The 23709-nt window shown below is 63.9% G+C and carries 21 protein-coding genes; 6 read left to right on the top strand and 15 right to left on the bottom strand.

All coding sequences use genetic code 11. The features are described 5' to 3' along the window. Position 1: 1 nt before the first annotated feature. Together ctaD and coxB are read right to left on the bottom strand one after the other, a co-directional pair. A complete protein-coding gene (ctaD, locus tag ACR65N_RS15075) occupies positions 2 to 2521 on the bottom strand; it encodes a cytochrome c oxidase subunit I (RefSeq protein ID WP_440457669.1) in 2520 nt (839 codons plus the stop codon). Then, complete coding sequence (gene coxB / locus ACR65N_RS15080; RefSeq protein WP_440457670.1) at positions 2518 to 3585, bottom strand: cytochrome c oxidase subunit II; 1068 nt, start codon at positions 3583 to 3585, stop codon at positions 2518 to 2520. Before coxB ends, ctaD begins: the two co-directional genes overlap by 4 nt. 188 nt (positions 3586 to 3773) lie before the next feature. Here coxB and ACR65N_RS15085 point away from each other — a divergent pair, with 188 nt between their 5' ends. Then, positions 3774 to 3974 (top strand): hypothetical protein, encoded by a 201-nt coding sequence (locus tag ACR65N_RS15085; RefSeq protein WP_440457671.1) that lies wholly within the window; start codon positions 3774 to 3776, stop codon positions 3972 to 3974. A 38-nt stretch (positions 3975 to 4012) separates the two neighbouring features. Continuing rightward, entirely contained in the window at positions 4013 to 4573 is a 561-nt protein-coding gene (locus tag ACR65N_RS15090; RefSeq protein WP_440457672.1) for a type 1 glutamine amidotransferase domain-containing protein, read from the top strand. A gap of 94 nt (positions 4574 to 4667) precedes the next feature. Here ACR65N_RS15090 and ACR65N_RS15095 read toward each other — a convergent pair whose 3' ends face one another. The 7 genes from ACR65N_RS15095 to ACR65N_RS15125 all read right to left on the bottom strand — a co-directional run bounded on the left by ACR65N_RS15095 (position 4668) and on the right by ACR65N_RS15125 (position 12390). After that, complete coding sequence (locus tag ACR65N_RS15095) at positions 4668 to 5756, bottom strand: DNA topoisomerase IB (protein WP_440457673.1); 1089 nt, start codon at positions 5754 to 5756, stop codon at positions 4668 to 4670. Positions 5757 to 5788: 32 nt separating this feature from the next. Beyond that, a complete protein-coding gene (locus ACR65N_RS15100; protein WP_440457674.1) occupies positions 5789 to 7471 on the bottom strand; it encodes an HWE histidine kinase domain-containing protein in 1683 nt (560 codons plus the stop codon). A gap of 177 nt (positions 7472 to 7648) precedes the next feature. After that, on the bottom strand, positions 7649 to 7858 hold the full coding sequence (locus tag ACR65N_RS15105; protein ID WP_430304770.1) for a hypothetical protein: 210 nt from the start codon (positions 7856 to 7858) through the stop codon (positions 7649 to 7651). Between the two features lie 164 nt (positions 7859 to 8022). Next, positions 8023 to 9129: an ABC transporter ATP-binding protein gene (locus ACR65N_RS15110; protein WP_440457675.1), complete on the bottom strand. Its 1107-nt coding sequence runs from the start codon at positions 9127 to 9129 to the stop codon at positions 8023 to 8025. A gap of 5 nt (positions 9130 to 9134) precedes the next feature. Next, positions 9135 to 10016 (bottom strand): carbohydrate ABC transporter permease, encoded by an 882-nt coding sequence (locus ACR65N_RS15115; RefSeq protein ID WP_440457676.1) that lies wholly within the window; start codon positions 10014 to 10016, stop codon positions 9135 to 9137. Continuing rightward, positions 10016 to 10939: a carbohydrate ABC transporter permease gene (locus ACR65N_RS15120; RefSeq protein WP_440457677.1), complete on the bottom strand. Its 924-nt coding sequence runs from the start codon at positions 10937 to 10939 to the stop codon at positions 10016 to 10018. The genes ACR65N_RS15115 and ACR65N_RS15120 overlap by 1 nt, the downstream gene beginning before the upstream one ends. Before the next feature lie 194 nt (positions 10940 to 11133). Next, a complete protein-coding gene (locus tag ACR65N_RS15125) occupies positions 11134 to 12390 on the bottom strand; it encodes an ABC transporter substrate-binding protein (RefSeq protein ID WP_430304774.1) in 1257 nt (418 codons plus the stop codon). Between the two features lie 228 nt (positions 12391 to 12618). On the opposite strand from ACR65N_RS15125, the gene ACR65N_RS15130 reads away from it, so the two are divergent. Beyond that, complete coding sequence (locus tag ACR65N_RS15130) at positions 12619 to 13677, top strand: LacI family transcriptional regulator (protein WP_440457678.1); 1059 nt, start codon at positions 12619 to 12621, stop codon at positions 13675 to 13677. 15 nt (positions 13678 to 13692) lie between these two features. On the opposite strand, the gene ACR65N_RS15135 is transcribed toward ACR65N_RS15130, so the two are convergent. From ACR65N_RS15135 to ACR65N_RS15155, 5 genes are all read right to left on the bottom strand, one after another. Continuing rightward, on the bottom strand, positions 13693 to 15198 hold the full coding sequence (locus ACR65N_RS15135) for a tripartite tricarboxylate transporter permease (protein ID WP_430304777.1): 1506 nt from the start codon (positions 15196 to 15198) through the stop codon (positions 13693 to 13695). Positions 15199 to 15201: 3 nt separating this feature from the next. Then, positions 15202 to 15672, bottom strand: coding sequence for a tripartite tricarboxylate transporter TctB family protein (locus tag ACR65N_RS15140; RefSeq protein WP_440457679.1), 471 nt, complete (start codon positions 15670 to 15672; stop codon positions 15202 to 15204). Positions 15673 to 15785: 113 nt separating this feature from the next. Then, positions 15786 to 16769 carry a tripartite tricarboxylate transporter substrate-binding protein gene (locus ACR65N_RS15145; RefSeq protein ID WP_440457680.1) on the bottom strand — a complete coding sequence of 328 codons (984 nt, stop codon included), beginning with the start codon at positions 16767 to 16769 and terminating at the stop codon, positions 15786 to 15788. Between the two features lie 221 nt (positions 16770 to 16990). Then, positions 16991 to 18352, bottom strand: a complete 1362-nt coding sequence (locus tag ACR65N_RS15150; protein WP_440457681.1) for a sigma-54-dependent transcriptional regulator — start codon at positions 18350 to 18352, stop codon at positions 16991 to 16993. A gap of 2 nt (positions 18353 to 18354) precedes the next feature. Continuing rightward, positions 18355 to 20211, bottom strand: a complete 1857-nt coding sequence (locus ACR65N_RS15155; protein WP_440457682.1) for a sensor histidine kinase — start codon at positions 20209 to 20211, stop codon at positions 18355 to 18357. A gap of 187 nt (positions 20212 to 20398) precedes the next feature. On the opposite strand from ACR65N_RS15155, the gene asnB reads away from it, so the two are divergent. The 3 genes from asnB to ACR65N_RS15170 all read left to right on the top strand — a co-directional run bounded on the left by asnB (position 20399) and on the right by ACR65N_RS15170 (position 23006). After that, positions 20399 to 22345, top strand: coding sequence for an asparagine synthase (glutamine-hydrolyzing) (asnB, locus tag ACR65N_RS15160; protein ID WP_440457683.1), 1947 nt, complete (start codon positions 20399 to 20401; stop codon positions 22343 to 22345). An 81-nt stretch (positions 22346 to 22426) separates the two neighbouring features. Beyond that, a complete protein-coding gene (locus tag ACR65N_RS15165; RefSeq protein ID WP_430304785.1) occupies positions 22427 to 22645 on the top strand; it encodes a hypothetical protein in 219 nt (72 codons plus the stop codon). 160 nt (positions 22646 to 22805) lie between these two features. Continuing rightward, positions 22806 to 23006, top strand: coding sequence for a hypothetical protein (locus ACR65N_RS15170; protein ID WP_440457684.1), 201 nt, complete (start codon positions 22806 to 22808; stop codon positions 23004 to 23006). Positions 23007 to 23118: 112 nt separating this feature from the next. Here ACR65N_RS15170 and ACR65N_RS15175 read toward each other — a convergent pair whose 3' ends face one another. Further along, positions 23119 to 23625, bottom strand: a complete 507-nt coding sequence (locus ACR65N_RS15175; RefSeq protein WP_430304787.1) for a ferritin-like domain-containing protein — start codon at positions 23623 to 23625, stop codon at positions 23119 to 23121. Between the last annotated feature and the right edge of the window lie 84 nt (positions 23626 to 23709).

The following is a 23709-nucleotide window of genomic DNA, read 5'->3' on the forward strand; positions in this document are numbered from 1 at the left end:
CTTACCTCAGGCTCGGGAAGAGGCCGATGATGGCGAAGGTGGCAATCGCCGTGAACGCCATGAAATGCCAGAAGAGCACGACGTTGCGGATGTCCTGGTCGTACTTGCCGGTCATCCTGCCGGTAAAACTGCGAGCCAGGCAATAGAGCTGCATGATCAGCGCCACTGCCGCATGTGCAGCTGTCCAGATCACCAGCACCCAGACCGTTGCCGGATAGACATGCTGGGTCGGCTGCATGTCGTAGCTCAGCGGTCCCTGGAAGCCCGCAAGCGTCCCGCCGATGGTCAGGATAGCCGAGCCGATCAGCAGCAGCCGCGTCGCCCACACCCGATCATGATCGTTGGTGGAACGGGCAACCAGCATGGCGCTCCAGGCGAGCAGGAAGAGCGTACCGGCAACGACCGGCCAGAACATACCCGGGCCGGCGATGCCTGCGGTGAAATCGTCGTGCAGCGTCCAGTAGAAGAAATAGCCGAAGACCAGACTGGCGAAGGCGGTCCAGTCGCCGACCATGGTGATGAACATCGCCCACCAGCCGACCGATGCCGGGCCGGAGACATAGAGGGGGAAACTCTGGCCGAGTCCGACCTCGCGATCGTCGGCCTCCGGGATCTGCGCGGTGCCGGTCCATAGCCAGTAGAGAATGGCGATGAGCGTGCCGACGCTGCAGCCGATGGTGATCCACCACCACTCGTAGGTCATCGAGATGAACACGCCGCCTAGCATCGCCGCGGCGACCATGGTCACGATCGAAGAACCGCCGACGCGCAGCACCTGGAGAGGCTCGCCATCGAGGACCGAGGTGACCAGCGTCTCGCGGTGCCCGGTCTCGGCGTCCGGCAGATAGTAGCGCCCGTCCTCGATGTTGCGGCGCAGATCTGGCTGGTCCCAGAGCGGATAGCGGCTGTTGACGATCGGGATCGACCGCAGGCCCCAGGTCTCGTCCCTCTGGTTCAGCCACTCCATCGTGCCGGCGTTCCACGGATTGTCGGGCGCCGACGGCACGCGGCTCTTCGGCCGCAGCACGTCAGCCACGACGAGCGCGAAACCGGCGGCAAAGATGAAGGCGCCGACAGTGGAGATCAGGTTCATCCAGTCCCAGCCCATGTCGGCCGGATAGGTGAAAACGCGTCGCGGCATTCCCCGAAGGCCGACGAAATGCATCGGGAAGAAGGCGACGTTGAAGCCGACGAACATCAGCCAGAAGGAGATCTTGCCAAGCCGGTCGGAGAGCTTCTTGCCCGCAAAGAACGGGTAGAAATAGTAGATGCCGGCAGTGACCGGAAACAGCATGCCGCCGATCAGCACATAGTGCAGGTGGGCGACGACGAAATAGGTGTCGTGCGCCTGCCAGTCGAACGGCACGAGCGCCACCATCACCCCGGTCAGGCCGCCGATGATGAAGATCGCGAGCCCGCCGGCACCGAACAACATGGGCACGGAGAACACCACCCGCCCGGCCAGCATGGTGGCGATGAACACGAAGATCTGCACGCCGGTCGGAATGACGACGGCCTCGGATGCCGCCGAGAAGAAGGCAAGCGAGATCTGCGGCAAGCCGGTTGCGAACATGTGGTGGACCCACAGGCCGAAACTGAGGAAGCCGGTGCCGACCGCCGCCAGCACGATCCACGAATATCCGACGATCGGCCGCTGCGCGAAGGTCGGGACGATCATCGCCATCAGCGCAATGGCCGGCAGGAAGATGATGTAGACCTCCGGGTGGCCGAAGATCCAGAACAGGTGCTGCCACAGGAGCGGGTCGCCGCCGCGCGCCGCGTCGAAGAATGGCCAGTCGAACATGCGCTGCATCTCGAACAGCAGGTCGCCGGCGATCAGCGGCGGAAAGGCGAACAGGATCATGCCCGCCACGACCAGCAGGTACCAGGCAAACAGCGGCATCATGTTGACGCGCATACCGGGCGCCCGGCACTTCATGATGCCGACGATCAGTTCCACCGCGGCGGCAATCGACGCCACCTCGATAAACGACAGGCCGAGCAGCCAGATGTCGGCGCCGATGCCGATCTGTTCCTTGTCGGTGGCAAGCGGCGGGTACATGAACCAGCCACCGTTCGGCGCGGCACCGAAGAAGATCGAGCCGCAGACGAAGATGCCGCCGATCGCGAAGCTCCAGAAGCCGAAGGCCGACAGGCGCGGGAAAGGCAGCTCGCGCGAGCCGAGCATCGACGGCAAGAGGAAGATCGCCACTGCCTCGAAGATCGGCACGGCGAACAGGAACATCATCACCGTTCCGTGCAGCGTAAAGGCCTGGTTGTAGAAATCGGCGCTGACGAGATCGTTGTTCGGCACGGCAAGCTGCAGACGGACGATCAGCGCCAGTACGCCGGCAAACAGCATGAACGCGAAGGCCGTGCAGCCGTACCACAGGCCGATCTCGCTGTTGTTGACGGAGGTCCAGTAGCGCCAGCCGGAGGGCGTGCGCCAGACGTCGCGCAACCGCGTTTCCTGCGCCGCGCGCTCTTCCTGAGGCAGCAGCGGTCCCAGCTCGACGGTCATTCCAGTCCTCTCAGATATTCGGCGATGGCAGCAAGCTCATCCTCCGGCAGCATTCCATAGGCGGGCATGCGAACATTCGGCTTGATCTGGTCCGGCGCGCGGATGAAGCGGACGAGGTTCTCATGCGTGTTGGGCAGCGTTCCGGCACCGATCGTCGGACGCTGGCCGAACCGCGTCAGGTCGGGACCGATCCGGCCTTCGGCCTCTGTCCCGTCGATCGCATGACAGGCCGCACAGCCGTGCCGCAGGAAGAGCGCCAGGCCGGGAGCAGGATCTGCCGGCGCCGGACCTCCGGGGTTGGGCGAAACGGCAGGCGCCGGCGCCGCAGCCAGCCAGGCGTCGAGCTCGGATGCCGGCATTGCCTGGACGGTGAATGCCATCAGCGCATGCGAAGTGCCGCAGAACTCGGCACAGACGCCGCGATAGGAGCCGGGCTTCGTCGCCATCAGCTGCAGTTCGTTGATGCGACCGGGAATGGCGTCCATCTTGCCGCCGATCGACGGGATCCAGAACGAGTGGATGACGTCGCTTGCCTTGAGCCGGAAGAGCACCCGCTCGCCGACCGGCATCCGCACCTCGTTGGCGCTTTCGCGGATCACCTTTCCCGATGTATCGAGATAGCGCACCCGCCACCAGAACTGCTCGCCGGTCACCTCGATGCGCCGCAGCCCCTCGCCCTCGCCGCCGAACCAGGGCCGCATCGCCGGCATCAGCCAGACGGCATAACTCAACAGACCGGCCAGGACGACGACGGGGAATGCCACGCCGCCGAAGAAGATGACCTTTGACGCACCGGCCTCGCCCATCAAAGAGCGCGACTTGCGGCTGGCGTAGATCATCAGGCCGATCACGCCGAGCCATATCACGCCGCCGCCGACCACCATGACCCAGAACAGCGTCGCGACCGCAGAGGCTTCCGATCCGGCAGGATCAAGCGCCGACTGTACCCCGGAACACGAGCTCAGGCTGACGGAAAGAAAGGCGGCGGCTGAAAGACGCGATTTCCAACGGGTGACTGGTGATCGGATTGGCCGGCATACGCCGGTCAAGCGGTCATCGTGCATTCGCGCCCCTGCGGCTCGGGATGGAAACTCGGCGCCGAGTGATCGGCATATGATCGGGCGCTAACGCCGCAACTTTGGATTTGTTCCACGCCGGATCTCGTTTTTTTCGAATTTGGAACCAGGCGCCGCCCCGACGGTTAACACCACAGAGAGGCCGCGGGCCGCTCGGTCACACACGGGAGGAAGACATGCGTGAATTTATTCGCAAGGCAACCGACTTTCTCGATCGACAGAAGGCCGAGCGACGGAAGGCGGACACGCCGGCAACCACCAATCTTCATGTGGTGGTACCCGACCATGTGGAACTGCCGCTACCGCGGCGGCCGCGCGACGAGATCAGCGTTCCCGCTTCGATCAATGGCCGCGACCTCTCGACCGGCCGCCTCTGAGACGGCCATCAAAACGGGATAAAGACAAGGAATACGATATGACCGACATCAAATCCGCCAAGATCCTCATCCTCGCCACCGACGGCTACGAACGTTCCGAACTTCGCGTCCCGCTTGAGGAATTGCGCAAGCAGGGTGCAGACGTCAAGATCGCCTCCCTGAAGGCCGGCGAGATCAAGAGCTGGGACGAGACCGACTGGGGTGACAGCGTTGCCGTCGATCTGACCGTCGCCGACGTCAAGATCGAGGATTACCACGCGCTGGTTATTCCGGGCGGCCAGATCAATCCGGACGTGCTGCGCACCGACAAGCAGGCCGTTCAGATCGTCCGAGATTTCGTCAGCAGGGGCAAGCCGGTGGCGGCGATCTGCCATGGTCCCTGGCTGCTGGTCGAGGCCGACGCGCTGCGCGGCCGCAAGGCGACGTCCTTCCACTCCATCCAGACCGACGTGCGCAATGCCGGCGCGACCTGGGAGGACAAGGAAGTGGTGACCGACCAGGGCATCATTACCTCGCGTTCGCCGAAGGATCTGCAGGCCTTCGTCGCCAAGATCGTCGAGGAAGTGCAGGAAGGCCGCCACGAGCGACGCGCTGCCTGAACCGACGGACAGATTGACGAAAGGCCGCGCCCGGTGCGCGGCCTTTTCTCGTTGTATCGTTGGAAACGGACAGCAAAAATCGGATCCGAGGTTCTCAGCTCGGTTCGGTAACCGCCTCCACCAGGGCCGCCTTGGTGGCATCTGCCGCATCCATCAGGAACGACAGCATGCGTTGTTCGTCGGCACGCAACCCGGTCAGCTTTGCCTGCGCCCGCAGGGGATCCCCGACCAGCGCTTCCAGCGGGCTCGGATCCTCCGACAAAGCGAGGATGGACGGGTGGATGTAGCTGTTGCGACAGACCGTCGGGGTGTTCTGCAGCTTCTCCGACGCTGCCGTGGTCAGCATCTTGATCCTGATCTTCTCGCCGTCGGCATGCGCCTGACGTGCGGCACCGAAGGCCGCAAGACTGCCGCCCCAGGTACGAAAAGTCTTGGCCGACACCGACAGGCCCGCTGCCCCCGCAAGGTAGGCGTTGAGGCGTCCTGAATCGACCGCATGCGGCGTACCGTCTTCGTCCGGCCAGGAAAACAGCTGGCGTCCCGGCAGATCGGCGATCTCTTCGAAGATCCGCTGCAGTCGCGGATGGCGAATGGTGTGCCGAACGCGCTTGCCGCCCTTGGCGGTGAACTTCAGCACCACGGAATCCTCCGACATGCTCATGTGGCGCTTGAGCAGGGTCGTCGCCCCGTAGGTCTTGTTTTCCTTGGCATAGGCGCGATTGCCGACGCGCAGATGCGTCGCATCCATCAGCGCCACGAGCGCCGCCAGCACCGCCTCAGGATGGTCGAGCCCGAGGTTGAGGTCGCGCTGCACCCGCCGGCGGATTCGCGGCAGCGCTTCGCCGAAGCGGATCAGCTGGTCGTATTTGAGTTCGCTGCGGAAGGCCTGCCAGGCGGCATGGTAGCGGTACTGCTTTCTGCCGCGCGCATCGAGACCCGTCGCCTGCAGGTGGCCGCGCGGATCGAGGCATATCCAGACGTTGTCGTAGGCCGGCGGCAGCCCGAGCGCGGTGATCCGCTGCTTCTCCGGCCCTTCGCAGACAAGCGTGCCGTCGGGCATCCGGTAGCAGAAGCCCCGCCCCTTGCGCAGGCGGCGTATGCCGGGCTCGGCATCGCTGACATAGGTCAGGCCGATCTCGGCAAGGGAGGGGGCAAGGGGATCGAGAGTGCGTGTGACGTCCATTGCCGCCCAACGCGGCGGCGCGCGGTTCGTTCCTACACGCGGTCCTTCGGTCCGTCCGCGGACGCACGCTCGAACATCCGCAGCGGCCCCGTCAGGCTCCAGCGCACGCCCTGCGGCCGGTATTCGAGCTGCACGTGACCGCCAAAAGATGCAGCGGCGTGGCGGTTGATGATCGTCGTCCCGAAGCCGGTGGCTTTCGGCTCAGCGACCGCCGGCCCGTCGCGCTCCTCCCACGTAATCGTCAGGCGCGGATCGTCTTCCACGCTGATGGACCAGTTCAACGCGACCCGCCCATCAGGAACCGAAAGAGCACCGTATTTTACGGAGTTCGTCGCCAGTTCGTGCAGCACCAGGCCAAGGTTTTGGACGGCTTCGGCGCGCAAAGCGATGTCGGGACCGCAGACATCGACCCGGTTGAAGGTTTCGGCAAACGTCTCCAGGTGCAGTGCGACGACCCGGTGGATCGGCACGCCCTGCCACTGTTCCTGTGCCAGCATCTCGATCGACTTGCCCAGCCCCTGAAGCCGCTCGCCGATGGCACGCTGGAACTCAGCCATGCTTGTTTCCCGCCGGGCCAGCTGGCGCATCATCGCCTGGATCAGCGTCATGATGTTCTTCGTGCGATGCACGAGCTCATGCATGATCAAGTGGATGCGATCTTCCGCCTGGCTGCGGTCGAACGAGGCGTTGGAGAGCGCAATCGCGATCTGGTTTGCTTCGGTGATGCGCGTCTCGATGGGCGGCACGATCTCGCCGTGGCCGATGCGCTCGGCCATCTCGGCGATCTGGCGGATGGGAACGCGCAGCTGCCGCCCGACCAGGTAGGTGATCACCATGCCGAAAACGAGAAGGGCAATGCTGCCGATGATGAGATCGCGCGACGTGGCGATGATGTTGGCCTGGGCCGAGGAGATGGGCCCCCAGACGACGACCTTCCATGACGACTCGGCAATCCGCGCATAGCCGTACATCTGCCGTGGATTGCCGCCGACGTCTTCGATCGTGCCGCTGACGCCGGACATCAGCTCGACTGCGCCGGGCGCGAAAGGACCGCGCTCGCCGGGCCTTGCGGCTGTCGAGGTGACGACGTTCCCGGTCTGGTCGAGAACTGCCACCGACCAGCCCGCCGGAAGCGATTCGGTGCTGATGAAGCGCTGCAGGTCCTCGGCATTCTGCGTCAGGATCAGCACGGACCCCGCCTGCGCATAGTCCGGCGTCAGCGGAAGGAGGATGTTGAAAACCCAGCGCTGGCTGGTGGCGCCGAAGATGATGTTGGACACGACAGCCCGGCGCTCCTCCAGCACCGTTTTCATCCCCTGGCGGTCGGAGACGGCTGACAGCTTTTCGCCGAACCCGACACGCGTGTTGAGCTTCTGGTTGCCCTGCGCATCTGCCAGAATGATGAAGCGCGAGGTGCCGGAGAGGCTCCTCTGGGTGCGCCCGTGGAAAGCCTGTAGATTGCCGCCCTGCAGTTCCGGTGAGTTGGCGATCAGACGCAGCGTCGTTCCTGCATCGGCAAGCTCGCGGTCGATCGAACGCGCAATGCTGCGCGCGTCTTCTTCCGTCTCGCTGTTGAGGATTTCGCGCTGTTGCGCCTCAAGGCGAATCATCAGGAAGATGACGAAGGCGATCAGCGGCAGTGCGATGACAGCAGTCAGCGCAATCAGATAGGCACCGATGGAAGCAGTCGGAAATATCCGCGAAAACCTGGGCATAAGGGATTCAAGCCGCTGCGGTATCGGTCGCGGCCCTGACGGCTGCCATCATCGCTTGTCGCCCTCGCCTCGAACAGTCAGAAATGGTTGGCTTGTTCTAACTGACTTTGCGGGCGGAACCAAGCCACCTGGATGGCAATCGGCTCTGCTGATCTTGGCGCGGAATCGGAAGGGCGGTCAGTCCTCCCTGTTCTCCGACCATGCCTTGTCGACATGCTTTCCGGGCGGCACCTTGTGAGCGGTCGCGTCTTCCGAGCCGGTAATGACGGTGGGTTTGGCGGAATGGACGCCGCTGGCTTCGCGGTCACCCTCGCTCTTGGCAAACTGGCCCTTGGCATCGCCATGAACGGCGCCTGTGCCCTTATCCTTCGGAATATCGTTGCGCATAGATGGTCTCCCGTGCCGGCAGGACGAAGATCCTGCATTGCGCAGTCAACCAGCTCTGCCGATTATGGTTCCCGTCGGGTCGCCCTCAGAAGTATCCGGGAGACAGAAACGGCCGCCGGGCGATCTGCCGGCGGCCGTGGGTGTTGGTAGCTCTCGAAGGTCGCTCAGAGGCGCACGGTGGTCTGCGGATCGAAGACGACCGCCTTGTCGAGGTTCATGACGAACTGGAACGGCTGGCCGACGGACAGCACGATGTCGGCGCGGGTACGCGCGGTGAACGACTTCCCCTTGATCTGCGCGGTGACGAACGTATCCGATCCGGTCGGCTCGACCATCGTCACATGCCCGTCGATCACCGTCGTCTGGCGGGCCTGCGGATCGGTGAGGCCGGCATCGCTGATGGTTTCCGGGCGCAGGCCGACGATGACAGACTGGCCATCCTTCAGAGCGCCGGGCGCGACGGTCGAGGGCACAGGTACGCTGATGCCGGCATCCTCGAACAGTCGGATCCGCTGATCGGCACCGCTGCCGTTCACCTCGCCCTTCAGCATGTTCATTGCCGGCGAGCCCATGAAGTCGGCGACGAAGATGTTGGCCGGCAGGTTGTAGATCTCGGCCGGCGTGCCGACCTGCTGAACGGCGCCTTCCTTCAGGACGACGATCTTGGTGGCGAGCGTCATCGCCTCGATCTGGTCGTGCGTCACGTAGACGATCGTCGCGTGGGTGTTCTGGTGCAGCGACTTGATCTCGGCCCGCACCTCGACGCGCAGCTTGGCATCGAGGTTGGACAGCGGCTCGTCGAAAAGGAAGACCCGCGGCTGGCGCACCAGTGCCCGGCCCATGGCGACGCGCTGCCGCTGGCCGCCGGACAGCTGGCTGGGGCGGCGCTTCAGCAGGTGCTCGATCTGCAGCGTCTTCGCCGCAGTCAACACTGCCTGCTCGCGTTCCGCCTTCGGCACGCCGCGCATTTCCAGCGCGAACGCGATGTTCTCTTCCACCGTCATGTTCGGATACAGCGCGTAGGACTGGAAGACCATGGCAATGTCGCGCTTGGATGGATGCAGGTCGTTGACCACCTGCCCGTCGATGACGATCTCGCCCGACGTCGGCGGCAAAAGGCCGGCGATCGAGTTGAGCAGCGTCGACTTTCCGCAGCCGGACGGCCCGACCAGCACCAGGAAACCGCCCTTTTCCAGCTCGATGTCGATGCCCTTGAGAACCTCGACCGGGCCGATCTTCTTGCGCAGGTTCTTGATCTGAAGAAAGCTCATGGCGATTATCCCTTGACTGCGCCGGCCATCAGGCCACGCACGAAGTAGCGTCCGGCGACGATGTAGACGAACAGTGTCGGCAGCGCTGCGAAGACCGCCGCGGCCATGTCCACATTGTATTCCTTGACGCCTGTGGAGGAGGAAACGAGGTTGTTCAGCGCCACCGTCATCGGCGAATTCGCGCCGGACGAGAAGGAGACGCCGAACAGGAAGTCGTTCCAGATATTGGTGAACTGGTAGATGATGGTGACGACGATGATCGGCCCGGATGTCGGCAGCAGAATGCGCCAGAAGATGCGGAAGAAGCCCGCACCGTCCATCATCGCTGCCTTGATCAGCTCGTCCGGAAACGCCTCATAATAGTTGCGGAAGAACAGCGTCGTGAAGCCGAGGCCGTAGATGACATGGACGAAGACCAGCCCGGTCGTCGAGTTGGCAAGCCCAAGCGTGCCGAGCACGCGCGCCATCGGGATCAGCACCGCCTGGAACGGAATGAAGCAGGCAAACAGCATCATGCCGAACACCAGCTTATGGCCCGGAAAGCGCCACTTGGTCAGCACGTAGCCGTTCAGTGCACCGAGCAGCGTCGAGATCAGCACCGCCGGCACGACCATCTTGATCGAGTTCCAGAAGTAGCCGCGGATGCCGCCGCAGGTGACGCCGATACAGGCCTCGCCCCACGCCTTTACCCAGGCGTCGATCGACGGTGCCGTCGGCAATGCCATCATGTTGCCGGCGCGGATCTCGTCGAGCGATTTCAGCGAGGTCGTCAGCATGACGTAGAGCGGCAGCAGGTAGACGAGCGCCAGCACCAGCAGCAGCCCGTAGATGACATAGCGGGCCGTCCTGGCCGAGCCCGCGGTAACCGTTTCGCTTGCGCCGCTCATCAGTTACGCTCCCGCAGTTCGGAATAGAGGTAAGGCACGATGATCGCGGTGATCCCCATCAGCATCATCACCGCGCTGGCCGAGCCGACGGCCATCTGGTTGCGGGTGAAGGTATAGGAATACATGAAGGTCGACGGCAGCTCGGTGGCATTGCCAGGACCGCCGCCGGTCAGCGCGATGACCAGGTCGTAGGACTTGATCGCCATGTGCGCGAGCACGATGAAGGCCGACAGGAACACCGGCCGCAGCATCGGTATGATGATCCGGCGGTAGATGGAGGTCATCGGCGCACCGTCGATCTGCGCTGCCTTGATGATCTCGCCGTCGATGCCGCGCAGGCCGGCAAGGAACATCGCCATGACGAAGCCGGAGGCCTGCCAGACGCCGGCGATGACGACGGTGTAGATGGCCATGTCGGGATTGACCAGCCAGTCGAAGCGAAAGCTTTCCCAGCCGAGGCTGCGCATCGTGTGCTCCAGCCCGAGGCCCGGATTGAGAAACCACTTCCAGGCGGTGCCGGTAACGACGAAGGACAGCGCCATCGGATAGAGGAAGATCGGCCGCAGCACGCCCTCGCCGCGGATGCGCTGGTCGAGGAGGATGGCGAGTGCCAGGCCGATGACGATGCAGATGCCGATGTAGAGGCTGCCGAAGATGGCGAGGTTCTTCATCGCCATGTACCAGTTCGGCTGCGACCACAGCCGCGCATAGGCATCAAAGCCGACGAGCTTGTAGACCGGCAGGATGCGCGAATTGGTGAACGACAGGTAGACGGTCCACAGGATGAAGCCATAGACAAAGACGAGGGTGATGGCGAAGGACGGCGCCAGCACGATCTTCGGCAGCACGTCGCGGGCGCGGTCGGCGAAGCCCGGGCGCGCCCGGGTTTCCGTCACCGCCGGAACAGGTTCGATTGTGGTCATGGGGGATCTCCGGATGGAAATAGAGACGTTTGAAGGTGCGCCAACAAAAAAGCCCCCTCTGGCCTGCCGGCCATCTCCCCCACAAGGGGGGAGAAAACCTGCGGAGCACCCACCGACCAAATCAGGCCCAGACAGTGCGGCTGGGTTAAGCCCCTCCCCCGTGTGGGGAGGGGTTTGGGGCGGGGTCTTTTTGACTACTTCGCCGCAGCAACCGCTTCCGGCAGGCGCTTCAGCGCGTCGTCGGTCGAGATCTGACCGTTGAGGTGCTGGGTTACGACGTCGAAGACGGCTTCCTTGACGGCCGACGGCTGAGCGTAGCCATGGGCGAGCGAGCCCATCAGCGTGCCCTTTTCAGCCGCTTCGGCAACGTCCTTGATGCCCTTCTTGCCGCAATCGTCGAACTGGTCGCCGGGAACGTCCGTGCGTGCCGGAACCGAGCCCTTGACCGTGTTGAAGGCGATCTGGAAGGCCGGATCCTCGACGGCTGCCGCCATCTTCAGCTGCGCGTCACGCTGCTTCTCGCCGACGTCGAACATGACGAACTGGTCGGCGTTGAACAGCACGTTGCCCTGCGTACCGGGGAAGCGGATGCAGACGAAGTCGGTGCCCGGCTTCTTGTTGGCGCGCAGGAATTCGCCCTTCGCCCAATCACCCATTTCCTGGGCGCCGGCCTTGCCCTCGATGACCAGGGCGGACGACAGGTTCCAGTCGCGGCCCGAGAAGTTCGGGTCGAAATAGGTCTTCAGCTTCGACATGTTGTCGAACACCTTGCGCATCGTGTCGCCGCTCAGCGACGCGGTGTCGAGTTCGATTACCGCCTTCTTGTAGAAATCGGCGCCGCCAACGGACAGCACGACGGCTTCCCAAAGCGTTCCGTCCTGCCACGGCTGACCGCCATGTGCGAGCGGCACGATGCCCTGCGACTTGAAGCTGTCGAGCATGGCGATGAACTGGTCGAAATTCTCCGGGGCCTTGCCGCCGGCCTTGTCGAGCGCTGCCTTGTTGATCCACAGCCAGTTGGTCGAGTGGATGTTGACCGGCGCTGCGATCCAGTTGCCGTCATACTTTGCGAAATCCTGCAGCGCGGCGGGGATGACCTTCTCCCAGCCCTGCTTTTCGGCAAGCTCGTTGAGATTGCCGACGACGCCCATTTCGGCCCAGTCGCGGATGTCGAAGCCGAGCATCTGCACGGCAGTCGGCGGGTTGCCGGAGGTGACGCGAGCGCGCAGTGCCGTCATCGCCTGGACGCCGGAACCGCCGGCGACCGGCATGTCCGTCCAGGACACGCCCTCCTTCTGGAGGTTTTCCTTCAGCACGTTGAGTGCGGCGGCTTCGCCACCCGCGGTCCACCAGTGCAGAACCTCGACGCTTTCCTGAGCCTTTGCCGCACCGGCAGCAAGACCGATGATCGCCACGCCTGCGGCAAGCATCTTCATAGAGCGAATTTTCATTTTGAAATCTCCCGTTGTATCCGGGCTCCTCTCCGGATGAGTGATTTATAACGATATAACAGGCGTTGGTGTCAAGCCGCGACGGCGAAATTCATCGGCACCGCCATCTGCCGCTAATCCTCTGACTTCGCAGCGCAAAAATGAAAAAATCTCTTTCCGGTTCCCCGAAAAGTATGATTTGTATCGTTTTCGGAGGACTGAGTTTATGCGTGGAGGAGGACACTCGGCATGACGATCGACAAAGTCAGGCGGCGTAGACGCACGCCGAGCGACGGGGCACCAAAGCCCACGGTCTCGGGCGGCAAGCCAACCTTGAAGACGATTGCCGAGATGACAGGGCTTGCGGTGACGACGGTGTCGCGGGCGCTGGCCGGCGACGTGCAGATCGCCCTCGATACACGGATGCGCGTGTCACAGGTTGCCGCCGAGATCGGCTACCTGCCGGACCGGGCAGCACAGCGTCTGCGCACCGGCAAGACCAGCGTCATCAGCCTCATCCTCTATCCGCACGAGGAAATTCTCGGCTATGCGACGTCGATGATCAAGGGCCTGACCGAGGCACTGCGCGACACCAGCTACCACCTCGTCATCACGCCGCATTTCTCGGACCGGCCGCAGATCGAGCCGGTTCGCCACATCATGCGCAACCGCATGGCCGATGGGCTGATCTTCACGCGCACCGAACCGCAGGACGAGAGGGCAAAAATGCTCCTGGAGAACGATTTCCCGTTCGTCTGTCATGGGCGCACCGAACTTGCTACGCCGCATCCGTTTGTCGACTACGACAACTACACCTTCGCCTATCAGGCAGCGCGCAGGTTGATCGAAGCCGGCTGCCGCAAGCTGGCGATCATCCTGCCGCCCGGCCAGTTCACCTTCGCCAGTCACATGCGGCACGGCTTCATGACGGCGATCCGCGAGGAAGGCCTCGCATACGACATCCCCGACTCGGTCACGCTCGACAGCAAGTCGGATGCCTTGCGTGCCTGTTTCTACGACCGCTTCGGCGAGGCGAACCGGATCGACGGGGTGATCTGTGGCGGCGAAGTGGTGGCGATGGCGGTAATGGCGGCCGCCTACGACCGCGCGCTGAAACCCGGCGAGGACGTTCACATCGTCACCAAGCAGACGTCGGGCCTGTTCGATCAGGTGCGACCGCGCATCCCGACGATCTACGAAGACCTGTCTGAGGCTGGCCGGCTGATGGGCAAGGTCCTCCTCCAGCGCATCGCCGGCGAAACGCCGGTCACGGACCTGCAACACCTGCAGACCGTGACCGACTTCTAGCCTACCGCGACGTGCTCATTCCTCGTCCTGGAACACCACGTCGCGCTTGGCCCGCACGCTTGGTAGGAAGACGACGATCAGCACCAGCAGGGCAATGCCGAGCAGCGTTGCGCTGATGGGACGGGTGAGGAATGTCGATGGATCGCCGCGCGACAGGATCATCGCCCGCCGCAGGTTTTCCTCCAAGAGCGGCCCGAGCACGAAGCCGAGCAGCAGCGGCGCAGGCTCGCAACGAAGCTTCACCAGCACGTAGCCGATCAACCCAAAAAACGCGACGGCATAGAGGTCGTAGACGTTCGAGTTGACGCTGTAGACCCCGATCGAGCAGAAGGCCATGATGATCGGGAACAGCACGTAGTAAGGGATCGTCAGCAGCTTCACCCACAGCCCGATCAGCGGCAGGTTGAGGACCACCAGCATCAGGTTGCCGATCCACATGGAGGCGATAATGCCCCAGAACAGCGCCGGCTGTTCCGTTGCGACATTCGGCCCCGGCACGATACCCTGGATGATCATCGCGCCGATCATCAGCGCCATGACCGGGTTTGCCGGAATGCCGAGCGTCAACAGCGGAATGAACGAGGTCTGGGCGCCGGCATTGTTCGCCGATTCCGGCCCGGCAACGCCGGCGATCGCACCCTGGCCGAACTCCTTCGGGTTCTTCGAGACGCGCTTTTCGACCGTGTAGGAGGCGAAGGATGCCAGGATCGCGCCGCCGCCCGGCAGGATGCCAAGGGCCGAGCCGATTGCCGTGCCGCGCAGCACCGGTCCGACCATCTGGCGGAAGTCGTCGCGGGTCGGCATCAGGCCGGTGACCTTGGCCATCAATACGGTGCGGGTCTTTTCGCCTTCGAGATTGCGCAGGATCTCGGCGATGCCGAAGACACCGACCGCGACCGCCACGAAGTTCAACCCGTCCGCGTATTCCCGGATGCCGAGCGTGAAGCGCGGAGTGCCGGAGTAGATGTCGGTGCCGACAAGCCCGAGCAGCAGGCCGAGCACGACCATGGCAAGCGCCTTGATGACGGAGCCGGAGGCCAGTGCAATCGACGAGACGAGGCCGACGACCATCAGGGAGAAGTATTCGGCAGCGCCGAATTCAAGCGCGATCGAGGTCAGCGGCGGCGCAAAGATCGCCACCAGAAAGGTCGACACCGTGCCGGCGAAAAACGAACCGAGAGCGGCGATTGCGAGCGCAGCGCCCGCCCTGCCCTTGCGCGCCATCTGATACCCGTCGATCGCGGTGACGGCGGACGAGCTTTCGCCCGGCATGTTGATGAGGATCGCCGTCGTCGAGCCGCCGTACTGGGCGCCGTAATAGATGCCGGCGAGCATGATCAGCGACGACACCGGCTCCAGCTGAAAGGTGATCGGCAGCAGCATGGCAATGGTGGCCGTGGCGCCGATGCCGGGCAGCACGCCGATCAGCGTTCCGAGAAGCACGCCGATGAGGCAGAAGAAGAGGTTGGCCGGCGTTCCGGCCGTCATGAAGCCAAGCGCGAGATTGTCGAACAGTTCCATCTGTCAGCCTCCCCAGAAACCGAGCCAGGGGCCGAAGCTGCGGAAAGGCAGGCCAAGGCCGTAGCTGAACACGAGCACCGAAAACAGCGTGAGGACCGCCGACAGCAGCACCGACAGCAGCGGTGTCATCCGTGACGAGGCGAAGGAGGCGATCATTGCCGCTAGGAACAACGCCGGCACGAAGCCAAGGCCGCGCACTGTCATGCCGAAGACTATCGGCGCCGGCAGGATGAACATCAGCCCCCGCCAAGCGATCGGACCGACGCCTTCATGTTCGACGCGCGCCGACTGGACGACGATGATCATCCCGAACAGCACCAGCACGCAGGCGAGCACCAGCGGAAAATAGCCCGGTCCCATGCGGAATGCCGTCCCGAGTTCGAGATCGAGCGACTGCACGACGAAGAACAGCCCGAGCAGGATGAAGAGCGCGCCGCAGAGCGCATTGGTTCGGTCGAAGCGAACGGATTTCATAATGTCTCCCGATGACGTGGAGGATCAAGGCAGGACATTCGAGCCGAACTGCCCCCTCCGGCAAGCCAGAGGGGGGCAAGATCGCTCAGATGCTTTCCAATTTCCGCTGATCCTCAGTCGGCATACTGGCCGGCGGCTTCGATGACCGGCTTCCACCGGGTGATCTCGCCTTCCAGCTTGGTCTTCAGGGCTGCCGGGGTCGCATCCGCATCCGGCGACGGCGCGGTGCCGAGCTCGGCGAAGCGGGCGGCGACATTGGGATCCTTCAGCGCGACCTGGAGAGCCTTTGACAGCCGGTCGGTTGCCTCGGCCGGCGTTCCCTTCGGCGCATAGATGCCGTGCCAGATGCCGACCTCGAAGTCCGAGAGCCCGGCTTCGACGGCCGTCGGCACGTCCTTCAGCACGTCGAGGCGCTTCGGCGAGGTGACCGCATAGGCCTTGATCGTGCCGCCCTGGATCTGCTTGGTGGTGTTGGTCGTCTGGTCGCACATGATGTCAACCTGGCCGCCGAGAAGGTCGGTCATCGCCGGACCGGTGCCCTTGTACGGAACGGTAACGAGCGGCGTCTCGATGGCGCTCATGAACAGCATGCCGCACAGGTGCGATGCGGCGCCGATGCCGGCATTGGCGACCGTCACCTTGTCCTTGTTGGTCTTGGCATATTCCACCAGACCCTTGAGGTCCTGGGCTTCCATGTCCTTGCGGGCGACGATCGTCATCGGCACGTCGGTGACGAGGCCGACATATTCGAACGCGTTCAGCGTGTCGTAGGCAAGCTTGCGATAGAGCGTCGCGCTGGTGGCCATGCCGATATGGTGCAGCAGCAGCGTGTAACCGTCGGCATCGGCATTCGCCACGCGTCCGGCTCCGAGCGTGCCGCCGGCGCCGCCGACGTTTTCAATGATGATCTGCTGGCCGAGGTCCTTCGACATCGATTCAGCAACCAGACGCGCGACGGTGTCGGTCGGCCCTCCGGCCGAGAACGGCACGATCATGGTGATCGAGCGCTCCGGGTAACCGGCAGCGGCAGCAAGCGTGGAAGACAGGGAAACGGCAGCGAAAGCGGTTGCGCAGGCCAGCGCCTTGAAGATTTTCATCGACATCCTCCTCAGATGAAATCAGTCCAGCCGTCGACGGCTCCTCCCGCAACGGCATGGTGACCCATCTGCCGCCAGATGCGCGCATCCTGCAATCGGCGCGATCGCCCTCAACGAAAGAACAACGGCGAGCCGCACCTGCTTGGGTGGATTTCGCCCCATCGACGCCCGCTGACGGGCGGAAATCCACCCAATACGGCGAGAACCATCGGATCGGGCGCCTACTCCTCCAGCTCGCCCAGCGCGTCGGGCAGCAGCAGTTTCTTGTCGAGGCCGTATTTCTGCATCTTCTCGTAGAGCGTCTTGCGGCTGATCCCAAGCTGCTCATAGACCGGTTTCAGCGCCCCGCCATGCGCCGCAATGGCGCTCGCCAGGATGTTGCGCTCGAAGGCCGACACGCGATCCGCCAGCCGCCCGCTCTCCGGCTTGACCAGCGCGCCGCCATCGCCGGGCCGCATGTCGAGCCCGAGCACCAGCCGGTCGGCGGCGTTGCGCAGTTCACGCACATTTCCCGGCCAATCTCGCTGGGCGACGGAGGCAACCACCTCCTGCGGCACATCCATGTCGTCGCGGCCGTAGCGGGCGCAGGCCTCCCGCACCAGCTGCAGGAACAGCAGCGGAATATCCGGCCGGCGCTGGGCAAGCGACGGCACCCGGATCGTCGCCACGTTCAGCCGGTAGAAGAGGTCGGCGCGAAACCGACCGGCAGCCACCTCCGCCTCCAGATCCACCTTGCTGGTGGCGATGAAACGCACGTCGAGACCCACCGTCTCGTTCGAGCCGAGCCGGGTGATGACGCGCTCCTGCAGCACCCTCAGGAACTTCGCCTGCAGGTCGAACGGCATCGAGCCGATCTCGTCGAGCAGGATGGTGCCGCCGCGGCCATGCTCGAACTTGCCGTAGCGCGGCCGAAGAGCGCCCGGAAAAGCGCCCGCTTCATGGCCGAAAAGCTCACTCTCGATCAGCGTTTCGGGAAGCGCAGCACAGTTGATGGCAATGAAGGGCTTGTTCGCCCGCGGGCTGACATCGTGCAGGGCGCGCGCCACCACTTCCTTGCCGGCGCCGGTATCACCGATGATCAGCGTATCGGCATCCGCAGCACCAATCGCGCGGATCTGGTAGCGCAGATCGACCATCACCTGGGTGCGGCCGGGAAGCCGGGTCTCCAGGTCGTCGCGCTTGCCGGCCACTGCCCGCAGCCGGCGGTTTTCCAGCACCAGCCCGCGCCGGTCGATGGCCCGGCGGATGACACCCGCCAGATGCGGCGTGGTGAACGGCTTTTCGATGAAATCATAGGCGCCGTCGCGCATTGCCTTGACCGCAAGCTGCACGTCGCCGTGGCCGGTCACCAGGATCACCGGTATTTCCGGATCGAGTTCCCGCACCCGGTGCAGGAGCGTCATGCCGTCGAGGCCGGGCATGCGGATATCGCTGACCACGACGCCGTCGAAGGAATAGCCGATCAGTTCGAGCAGCTGATCGCCACTCGACAGCGTCTGGACCGACAGGCCGGCAAGCTCCAGCGCTTGAGCCGTCGAGCGGCGCAACTCCTCCTCGTCGTCGACCAACAATACGCGCTGCATGCTCACTCCGCCGCCTGACCCATCGTTTGCTCCGCGACCGGCAGCTCGATGATGAAGATCGCGCCGCCATAGGGATGGTCCTCGACACTGAGGCTGCCGCCGAAATCCTTGACGATATTATAGGAGATCGACAAGCCCAGCCCCAGGCCCTTGCCGATGCCCTTGGTGGTGAAGAAGGGGTCGAATATCCGCTCGCGGATCGCCGAGCCGACACCCGGTCCGTGGTCGCGGATGGAGATGGTCACGCGCTCGGCAGCGAGGCCGCCGACCACATGAGGCCCCGTCGCCTGCTCGACGCTGAGGGTGATGGTGCGGTTGTCGCGCCCCTCGACCGCATCCGCGGCATTGGTGAGAATGTTGACGAGCACCTGCTGCAGGCGCACGAAGCCCGCCTGGACCATCGGCGGCGGCGACGGCAGCTCGATCGTCAGTTCCGCCTGCGCCGCCTTCAGCCGCGCCGCGACGATCTCCAGCGTCTCGCGGATCACCTCGTCCAGCGCAACGGCGCCCAGCTTCTCGTTCGGCTTGCGGGCGAAATTGCGCAGATGCCGCGAGATCGATGCCATCCGGTCAATCAGCGCCGAAATGCGGCGGATATTGTCGCTCGCCTCCTCCAGCCGTCCCCGCTCGATCAGCACCGCGGCGCTGTCGGTATAGGTCTTGGCTGCCGCCAGCGGCTGGTTGAACTCGTGCGACAGGGCGGCCGACATCTGCCCGAGACCGGCAAGCTTGCCGGCCTGGATGAGGTCCGACTGGGTCTGCCGCAACTGCTGCTCGGTCTGTCGCCGCTCGGCGATCTCGTCTTCGATCCGGCTGTTGACCCGGGCAAGATCGGCGGTGCGTTCCTCCACTCGCCGTTCCAACTCGTTGTGCGCCTGTTCCTGCATCTGCAGACGCTCCGCCAGCCGCGCCCGCCGCTGCATCACGAAAGCGAAGCCGAGGCCGGTCATGCACAGCAGCAGCAGGCCGGCAACGACCACCGTCTGGGCCTGCGCCCGCGCCGAGGCCGTGTCGGTCAGCACATTGACCGTCCAGCCGGCTTCCGGCATCTCCTGCGCCGAAACCAGATATTCGCGTGTCCCGTTGTCCGTCGTCAGCGTCATCAGCCGATGGCCGTCATCCTGCCGCTCCGTCATCGGCAGTTCGGTCAGCACCGCATCGGCGTAGCGTCGCGAAGCTTCGGTCCGCGATCGGCGCTCCGGCGTCAGCGGCAGGACGGCACTGTAGAGCCATTCAGGCGTCCCGGTCATGAAGATGATGCCTTCCGGATCCGACACGAAGATCCGCGCATCGCCGCCGACCCAGGAGCTTTCGATGCTGTCGATGTCGACCTTGAAGACGATGACACCGAGGATCTCGCCGCCGATCTCGATGGGTGAGGAAAAGTAGTAGCCGCGCTTCGCCGATGTCGTGCCGAGCGCATAAAAGCGTGCCTGCGCGCCGCGCGCCGCCTCCTGGAAATATGGGCGGTAGCTGAAGTTCTGGCCGACGAAGCTGGTCGGCTGGTCGAAATTGCTGGCGGCGATCGTCTCGCCGTCCATCGTCAGCATGTAGATGTCGGAGGATTTCAGCAGCGCGTTGATCTGGCTGAGATAGAGGTTGGTGGCGTGTCTGCGGACGGCATCGCCGGGCGCCCTGATCAGCGCTTCGATATCCGGCTGGTCGGCGATCAGCGCCGGCAGCGCCTCATAGCGCCGCAGATGTCCGTCGAGTGCGGCCACCGCCAGCCGCAGCGTCGTTCCCCCTTGAGCCTGCGCCTCGTTCAGATAGCGGCGCACGACGACCTCGCCGCCGAACAACGCAAACAGGATCGCCAGAGCAGCAAAGCCGGCAATTGCCGACAGGTAGCGTGTCCTCACCTTCGAGCCCTCCCCGGCTGCTCCTCGATATCACAGTATCCGGCAGCCGAACTCAAGTCCTGCGGCCTTTGGCCCGCAACACTCGGTTAACCGCGTTCGCCAATGCTGCAGCGGGAAAGGCCGGCGTTTAGCTGCCGCACACCGGTGTGCATTATGACAGAACCTTCCGTCGGTTCAGGACTTCACCATGTGTGGCTTTGCCGGTTTCTGCAACATTGCCCTGGACCCCGCTCGGGCGCCGTCGGTCCTGACGGCCATGGCTGCCTCCATTGCCCATCGCGGACCGGATGGATCCGGTATCTGGCACAAGGACGATGTCGGGTTGGCGCATGTCCGCCTGTCGATCGTCGGGCTGAGCGACGGCCAGCAGCCGATGCACAGCACCGATGGCGCGCTGACGATCGTCTTCAACGGCGAGATCTTCAACTACGTCGAACTGCGCGAAGAGATGAAGCAGCGCGGCCAAATGTTCCGTACCGGCAGCGACACGGAGGTCATACTCGCTCTCTATGCAGCCTATGGCGACGAGTGCCTGACACGGATGAACGGAGACTTCGCCTTCGCACTCTGGGACGGCCGCCGGCACCGCATGCTGCTCGCCCGAGACCGGATGGGCGTGCGTCCGCTTTTCTACACGCCGAGAGACGGCGGCCTGGTCTTCGGTTCCGAGGTCAAGGCGCTGCTGGAGATGCCGGGCGTCGAGGCGGATCTCGATCCGATCGCGCTTGACCAGATTTTCACCTTCTGGGCGCCGATCGCACCGCGCACGGCATTCAAGGATATTTTCGAGCTCGAGCCGGGACATCGGATGATCGTCGAGAACGGCACGGTCGACATCCGGCCGTACTGGACGCTGGACTATCCCGACATCGGCGATACCGGCGGCAACCAGAACGAAGGCGAGGCGCAAGAGGAAATCGCCGCATTGCTGACCGACGCGGTGCGGCTGCGCATGCGGGCCGACGTGCCGGTTGCCGCCTATCTCTCCGGCGGCCTCGACTCGTCGCTCATCTGCGCGCTTGCGGCACCCATGGCACCCGACGGCCTCAACACCTTCTCGGTCACATTCGATAGCGCCGAACACGACGAAAGCGCTTTCCAGCGGCAGGTGGCCGACGCGCTCGGCACCCGCCATCGATCCGCGGCCAGTACGCCCGAGAACATCGCGGCGTCGTTTGCCGATGTGATCCGTTTTGCCGAGCGGCCGGTGCTGAGAACGGCGCCGGCACCGCTGTTTGCGCTGGCCGGCCTCGTCCGGCAGACCGGCATGAAGGTGGTGCTGACCGGCGAAGGCGCCGACGAGGTGTTTGGCGGCTACGACATCTTCAAGGAGGCCAAGTTGCGGCGCTTCTGCGCCCGCCAGCCGGCTTCCCGCCGCCGGCCCCTTCTGCTGCGCAAGCTCTATCCCTATCTCCCGGGCCTGCAGAACCAGTCCGCCGATTATCTGGCGGCCTTCTTCGGCACCGCGCAGGATCGGCTGGATGACCCGCTCTTCTCGCACCGGCCTCGCATGCGCACCACGAGCGGCGCCAAGCTGTTCTTCTCGGAAGAACTGCGCCATAAACTTAGCGGCTACGATGCGGCCGAAGATCTCGCGGCGCGGCTTCCTGATCGCTTCCGCCGCTGGCATCCGCTGCACCAGGCCCAGTACCTCGAGACCCGCTTCCTGCTGCCCGGCTACATCCTGTCGAGCCAGGGCGACCGGATGGCGATGGCGCAGGGCATCGAGGGCCGGTTTCCGTTTCTCGACCATCGGCTTGTCGAGCGGGCGACGCGGCTGCCGCCGAACCAGGTGCTCAAGGACCTGACGGAAAAGCACGTGCTGCGCCAGATCGCCGGCGACCTGTTGCCGGATCTTGTCGGCAAGCGGCCCAAGCAACCCTATCGGGCACCCGACAGCGCATCCTTTCTCGGTGCGGCCGGTCGCGCCTGCACCTCCAGCTTTCTGAGCGAGCAGGCGATTGGCGATGCCGGACTTTTCGATCCGCGCGCCGTCGCCAGACTGGCCGCCAAGGCCGGCAGCCGTCCGCTCACCGGCTTCCGCGACAATGCGGCCTTCATCGGCATCCTTTCGACGCAGATCTGGCTCGGCTGCTTTGCCGGCGCGCGATCCGGAACGCTGGCAACTGCCTGACTTTTCGCGATGCCGATGGATCAAACCCCGGCGCTTGAGGTTCTATCCTTGTTGAACAAGAGACAATGCAAGGAGGAAGCCATGGCTAACGCCAGTTCCAAGCACATCGGATCTGCATCGCAGGGCAAGCTGAGCGGCACCGGCGCGATGACCGACATCGACAAGGAAAAGCTGCCGGAAAACATGGTGCTTTCCAACCGCGACAAGGCGCAGCATTCGCGCGAGCGTGGCCTGGACGGCAAGGCGATCCAGAACGAGCAGTATCACGATCAGGATGCCAATCGTCTGGCGGACGAGTAACCATCCGCTGACGGGGCGCCGCCGGATCTTCGCTTTTTCGTGAAGGCGCCCCGCCTTGCATCCGTGGCCGAGAGGAGTACCTTGAGCCATCGCCGGCTGAAGATCAGGGCGTCCGGTGACTGGAAGCATGCGCTTCCGCCCTCCTTTAGAGGAGGCCATAGTGATGGAATTTGCACCAGTGCAAACCACCCTTGAGCCGCAGGACCTGGAATTTCTCCAGGGCTGCTTCGACACGATACGCCGCAAGCGCGGCCTTGATGGCGACAATCCCGTCGCCTCCCATCTCGCAGCACAGATGATCGAGCTTTATCAGGCTGGGGTTCGTGATCCGCACGAACTGAACAGTCGCATGGGGCTCTGATCGCTCATCGATCTGCCGGGAACCACCAGAGCGGGCGTCAGCGCCCGTTCTTCATTTTTGCCACCTCATTCTCGATCTCCGCACGACGGGTGTAACCGGCGTCCATCAGCTATTATCGTTTTGCCTGGAGATTGCGCTCGTCGCGCATCAGATAGAGGCGGGTCACCACGTCCAGATGGCCCTCCAGCCATGTAGCCATGGCCACCTCTTCGGCGAGGTTCTTTTCAAACACGGCGAGCGCTTCCGTATCGGCGAGTTCGTCCGCTGCAGCGATCAGAACTCGGTAGGTGGCGATCTCCGAATGCTCGAACGTGTAGGCGGCCATCGCCGCCTTGACCACCTCGTCGCCCGACAGCAGGCTGGTGACACCCTGTGCGGTGGCGCTGAGACGGCCGGCAACATTCTTCAACATCGATCCGCCACCCGGCTGACGGTCCAGCAACTGCTGCAACGCCTGCGCCTGCGCTTCCGTCTGCACCAGATGGTCTTCCAGCCGGGCGCGAAGCTCCGGATAATTCTCGATACGGCCGATCTGGGTGCGGAGCAGCGCGATCGCGTGCACCTCCATCGCATGCGCATCCCGCAGCCATGCAAGGAAATGGTCGGCAGAATGGGTCATGACGCAATCCTCCTGTCCCTATCTCGGATCAACCAGTCAACTCGGCTTGCAGGCCTCGGGTTCCTCCGGGCCGCGTGGGAAGCT

The sequence above is a fragment of the Rhizobium sp. SAFR-030 genome (assembly GCF_059415005.1).

Coding starts and splice junctions, on each gene's coding strand:
- ACR65N_RS15110 (WP_440457675.1), bottom strand. CDS start 9,129: ATGAGCTTTCTTCAGATCAAGAACCTGCGCAAGAAGATCGGCCCGGTC.
- asnB (WP_440457683.1), top strand. CDS start 20,399: ATGTGTGGCTTTGCCGGTTTCTGCAACATTGCCCTGGACCCCGCTCGG.
- ACR65N_RS15150 (WP_440457681.1), bottom strand. CDS start 18,352: ATGCAGCGCGTATTGTTGGTCGACGACGAGGAGGAGTTGCGCCGCTCG.
- ACR65N_RS15130 (WP_440457678.1), top strand. CDS start 12,619: ATGACGATCGACAAAGTCAGGCGGCGTAGACGCACGCCGAGCGACGGG.
- coxB (WP_440457670.1), bottom strand. CDS start 3,585: ATGCACGATGACCGCTTGACCGGCGTATGCCGGCCAATCCGATCACCA.
- ACR65N_RS15140 (WP_440457679.1), bottom strand. CDS start 15,672: ATGAAATCCGTTCGCTTCGACCGAACCAATGCGCTCTGCGGCGCGCTC.
- ACR65N_RS15145 (WP_440457680.1), bottom strand. CDS start 16,769: ATGAAAATCTTCAAGGCGCTGGCCTGCGCAACCGCTTTCGCTGCCGTT.
- ACR65N_RS15085 (WP_440457671.1), top strand. CDS start 3,774: ATGCGTGAATTTATTCGCAAGGCAACCGACTTTCTCGATCGACAGAAG.
- ACR65N_RS15165 (WP_430304785.1), top strand. CDS start 22,427: ATGGCTAACGCCAGTTCCAAGCACATCGGATCTGCATCGCAGGGCAAG.
- ACR65N_RS15095 (WP_440457673.1), bottom strand. CDS start 5,756: ATGGACGTCACACGCACTCTCGATCCCCTTGCCCCCTCCCTTGCCGAG.
- ACR65N_RS15120 (WP_440457677.1), bottom strand. CDS start 10,939: ATGACCACAATCGAACCTGTTCCGGCGGTGACGGAAACCCGGGCGCGC.
- ACR65N_RS15105 (WP_430304770.1), bottom strand. CDS start 7,858: ATGCGCAACGATATTCCGAAGGATAAGGGCACAGGCGCCGTTCATGGC.
- ACR65N_RS15175 (WP_430304787.1), bottom strand. CDS start 23,625: ATGACCCATTCTGCCGACCATTTCCTTGCATGGCTGCGGGATGCGCAT.
- ctaD (WP_440457669.1), bottom strand. CDS start 2,521: ATGACCGTCGAGCTGGGACCGCTGCTGCCTCAGGAAGAGCGCGCGGCG.
- ACR65N_RS15090 (WP_440457672.1), top strand. CDS start 4,013: ATGACCGACATCAAATCCGCCAAGATCCTCATCCTCGCCACCGACGGC.
- ACR65N_RS15135 (WP_430304777.1), bottom strand. CDS start 15,198: ATGGAACTGTTCGACAATCTCGCGCTTGGCTTCATGACGGCCGGAACG.
- ACR65N_RS15100 (WP_440457674.1), bottom strand. CDS start 7,471: ATGCCCAGGTTTTCGCGGATATTTCCGACTGCTTCCATCGGTGCCTAT.
- ACR65N_RS15115 (WP_440457676.1), bottom strand. CDS start 10,016: ATGAGCGGCGCAAGCGAAACGGTTACCGCGGGCTCGGCCAGGACGGCC.
- ACR65N_RS15125 (WP_430304774.1), bottom strand. CDS start 12,390: ATGAAAATTCGCTCTATGAAGATGCTTGCCGCAGGCGTGGCGATCATC.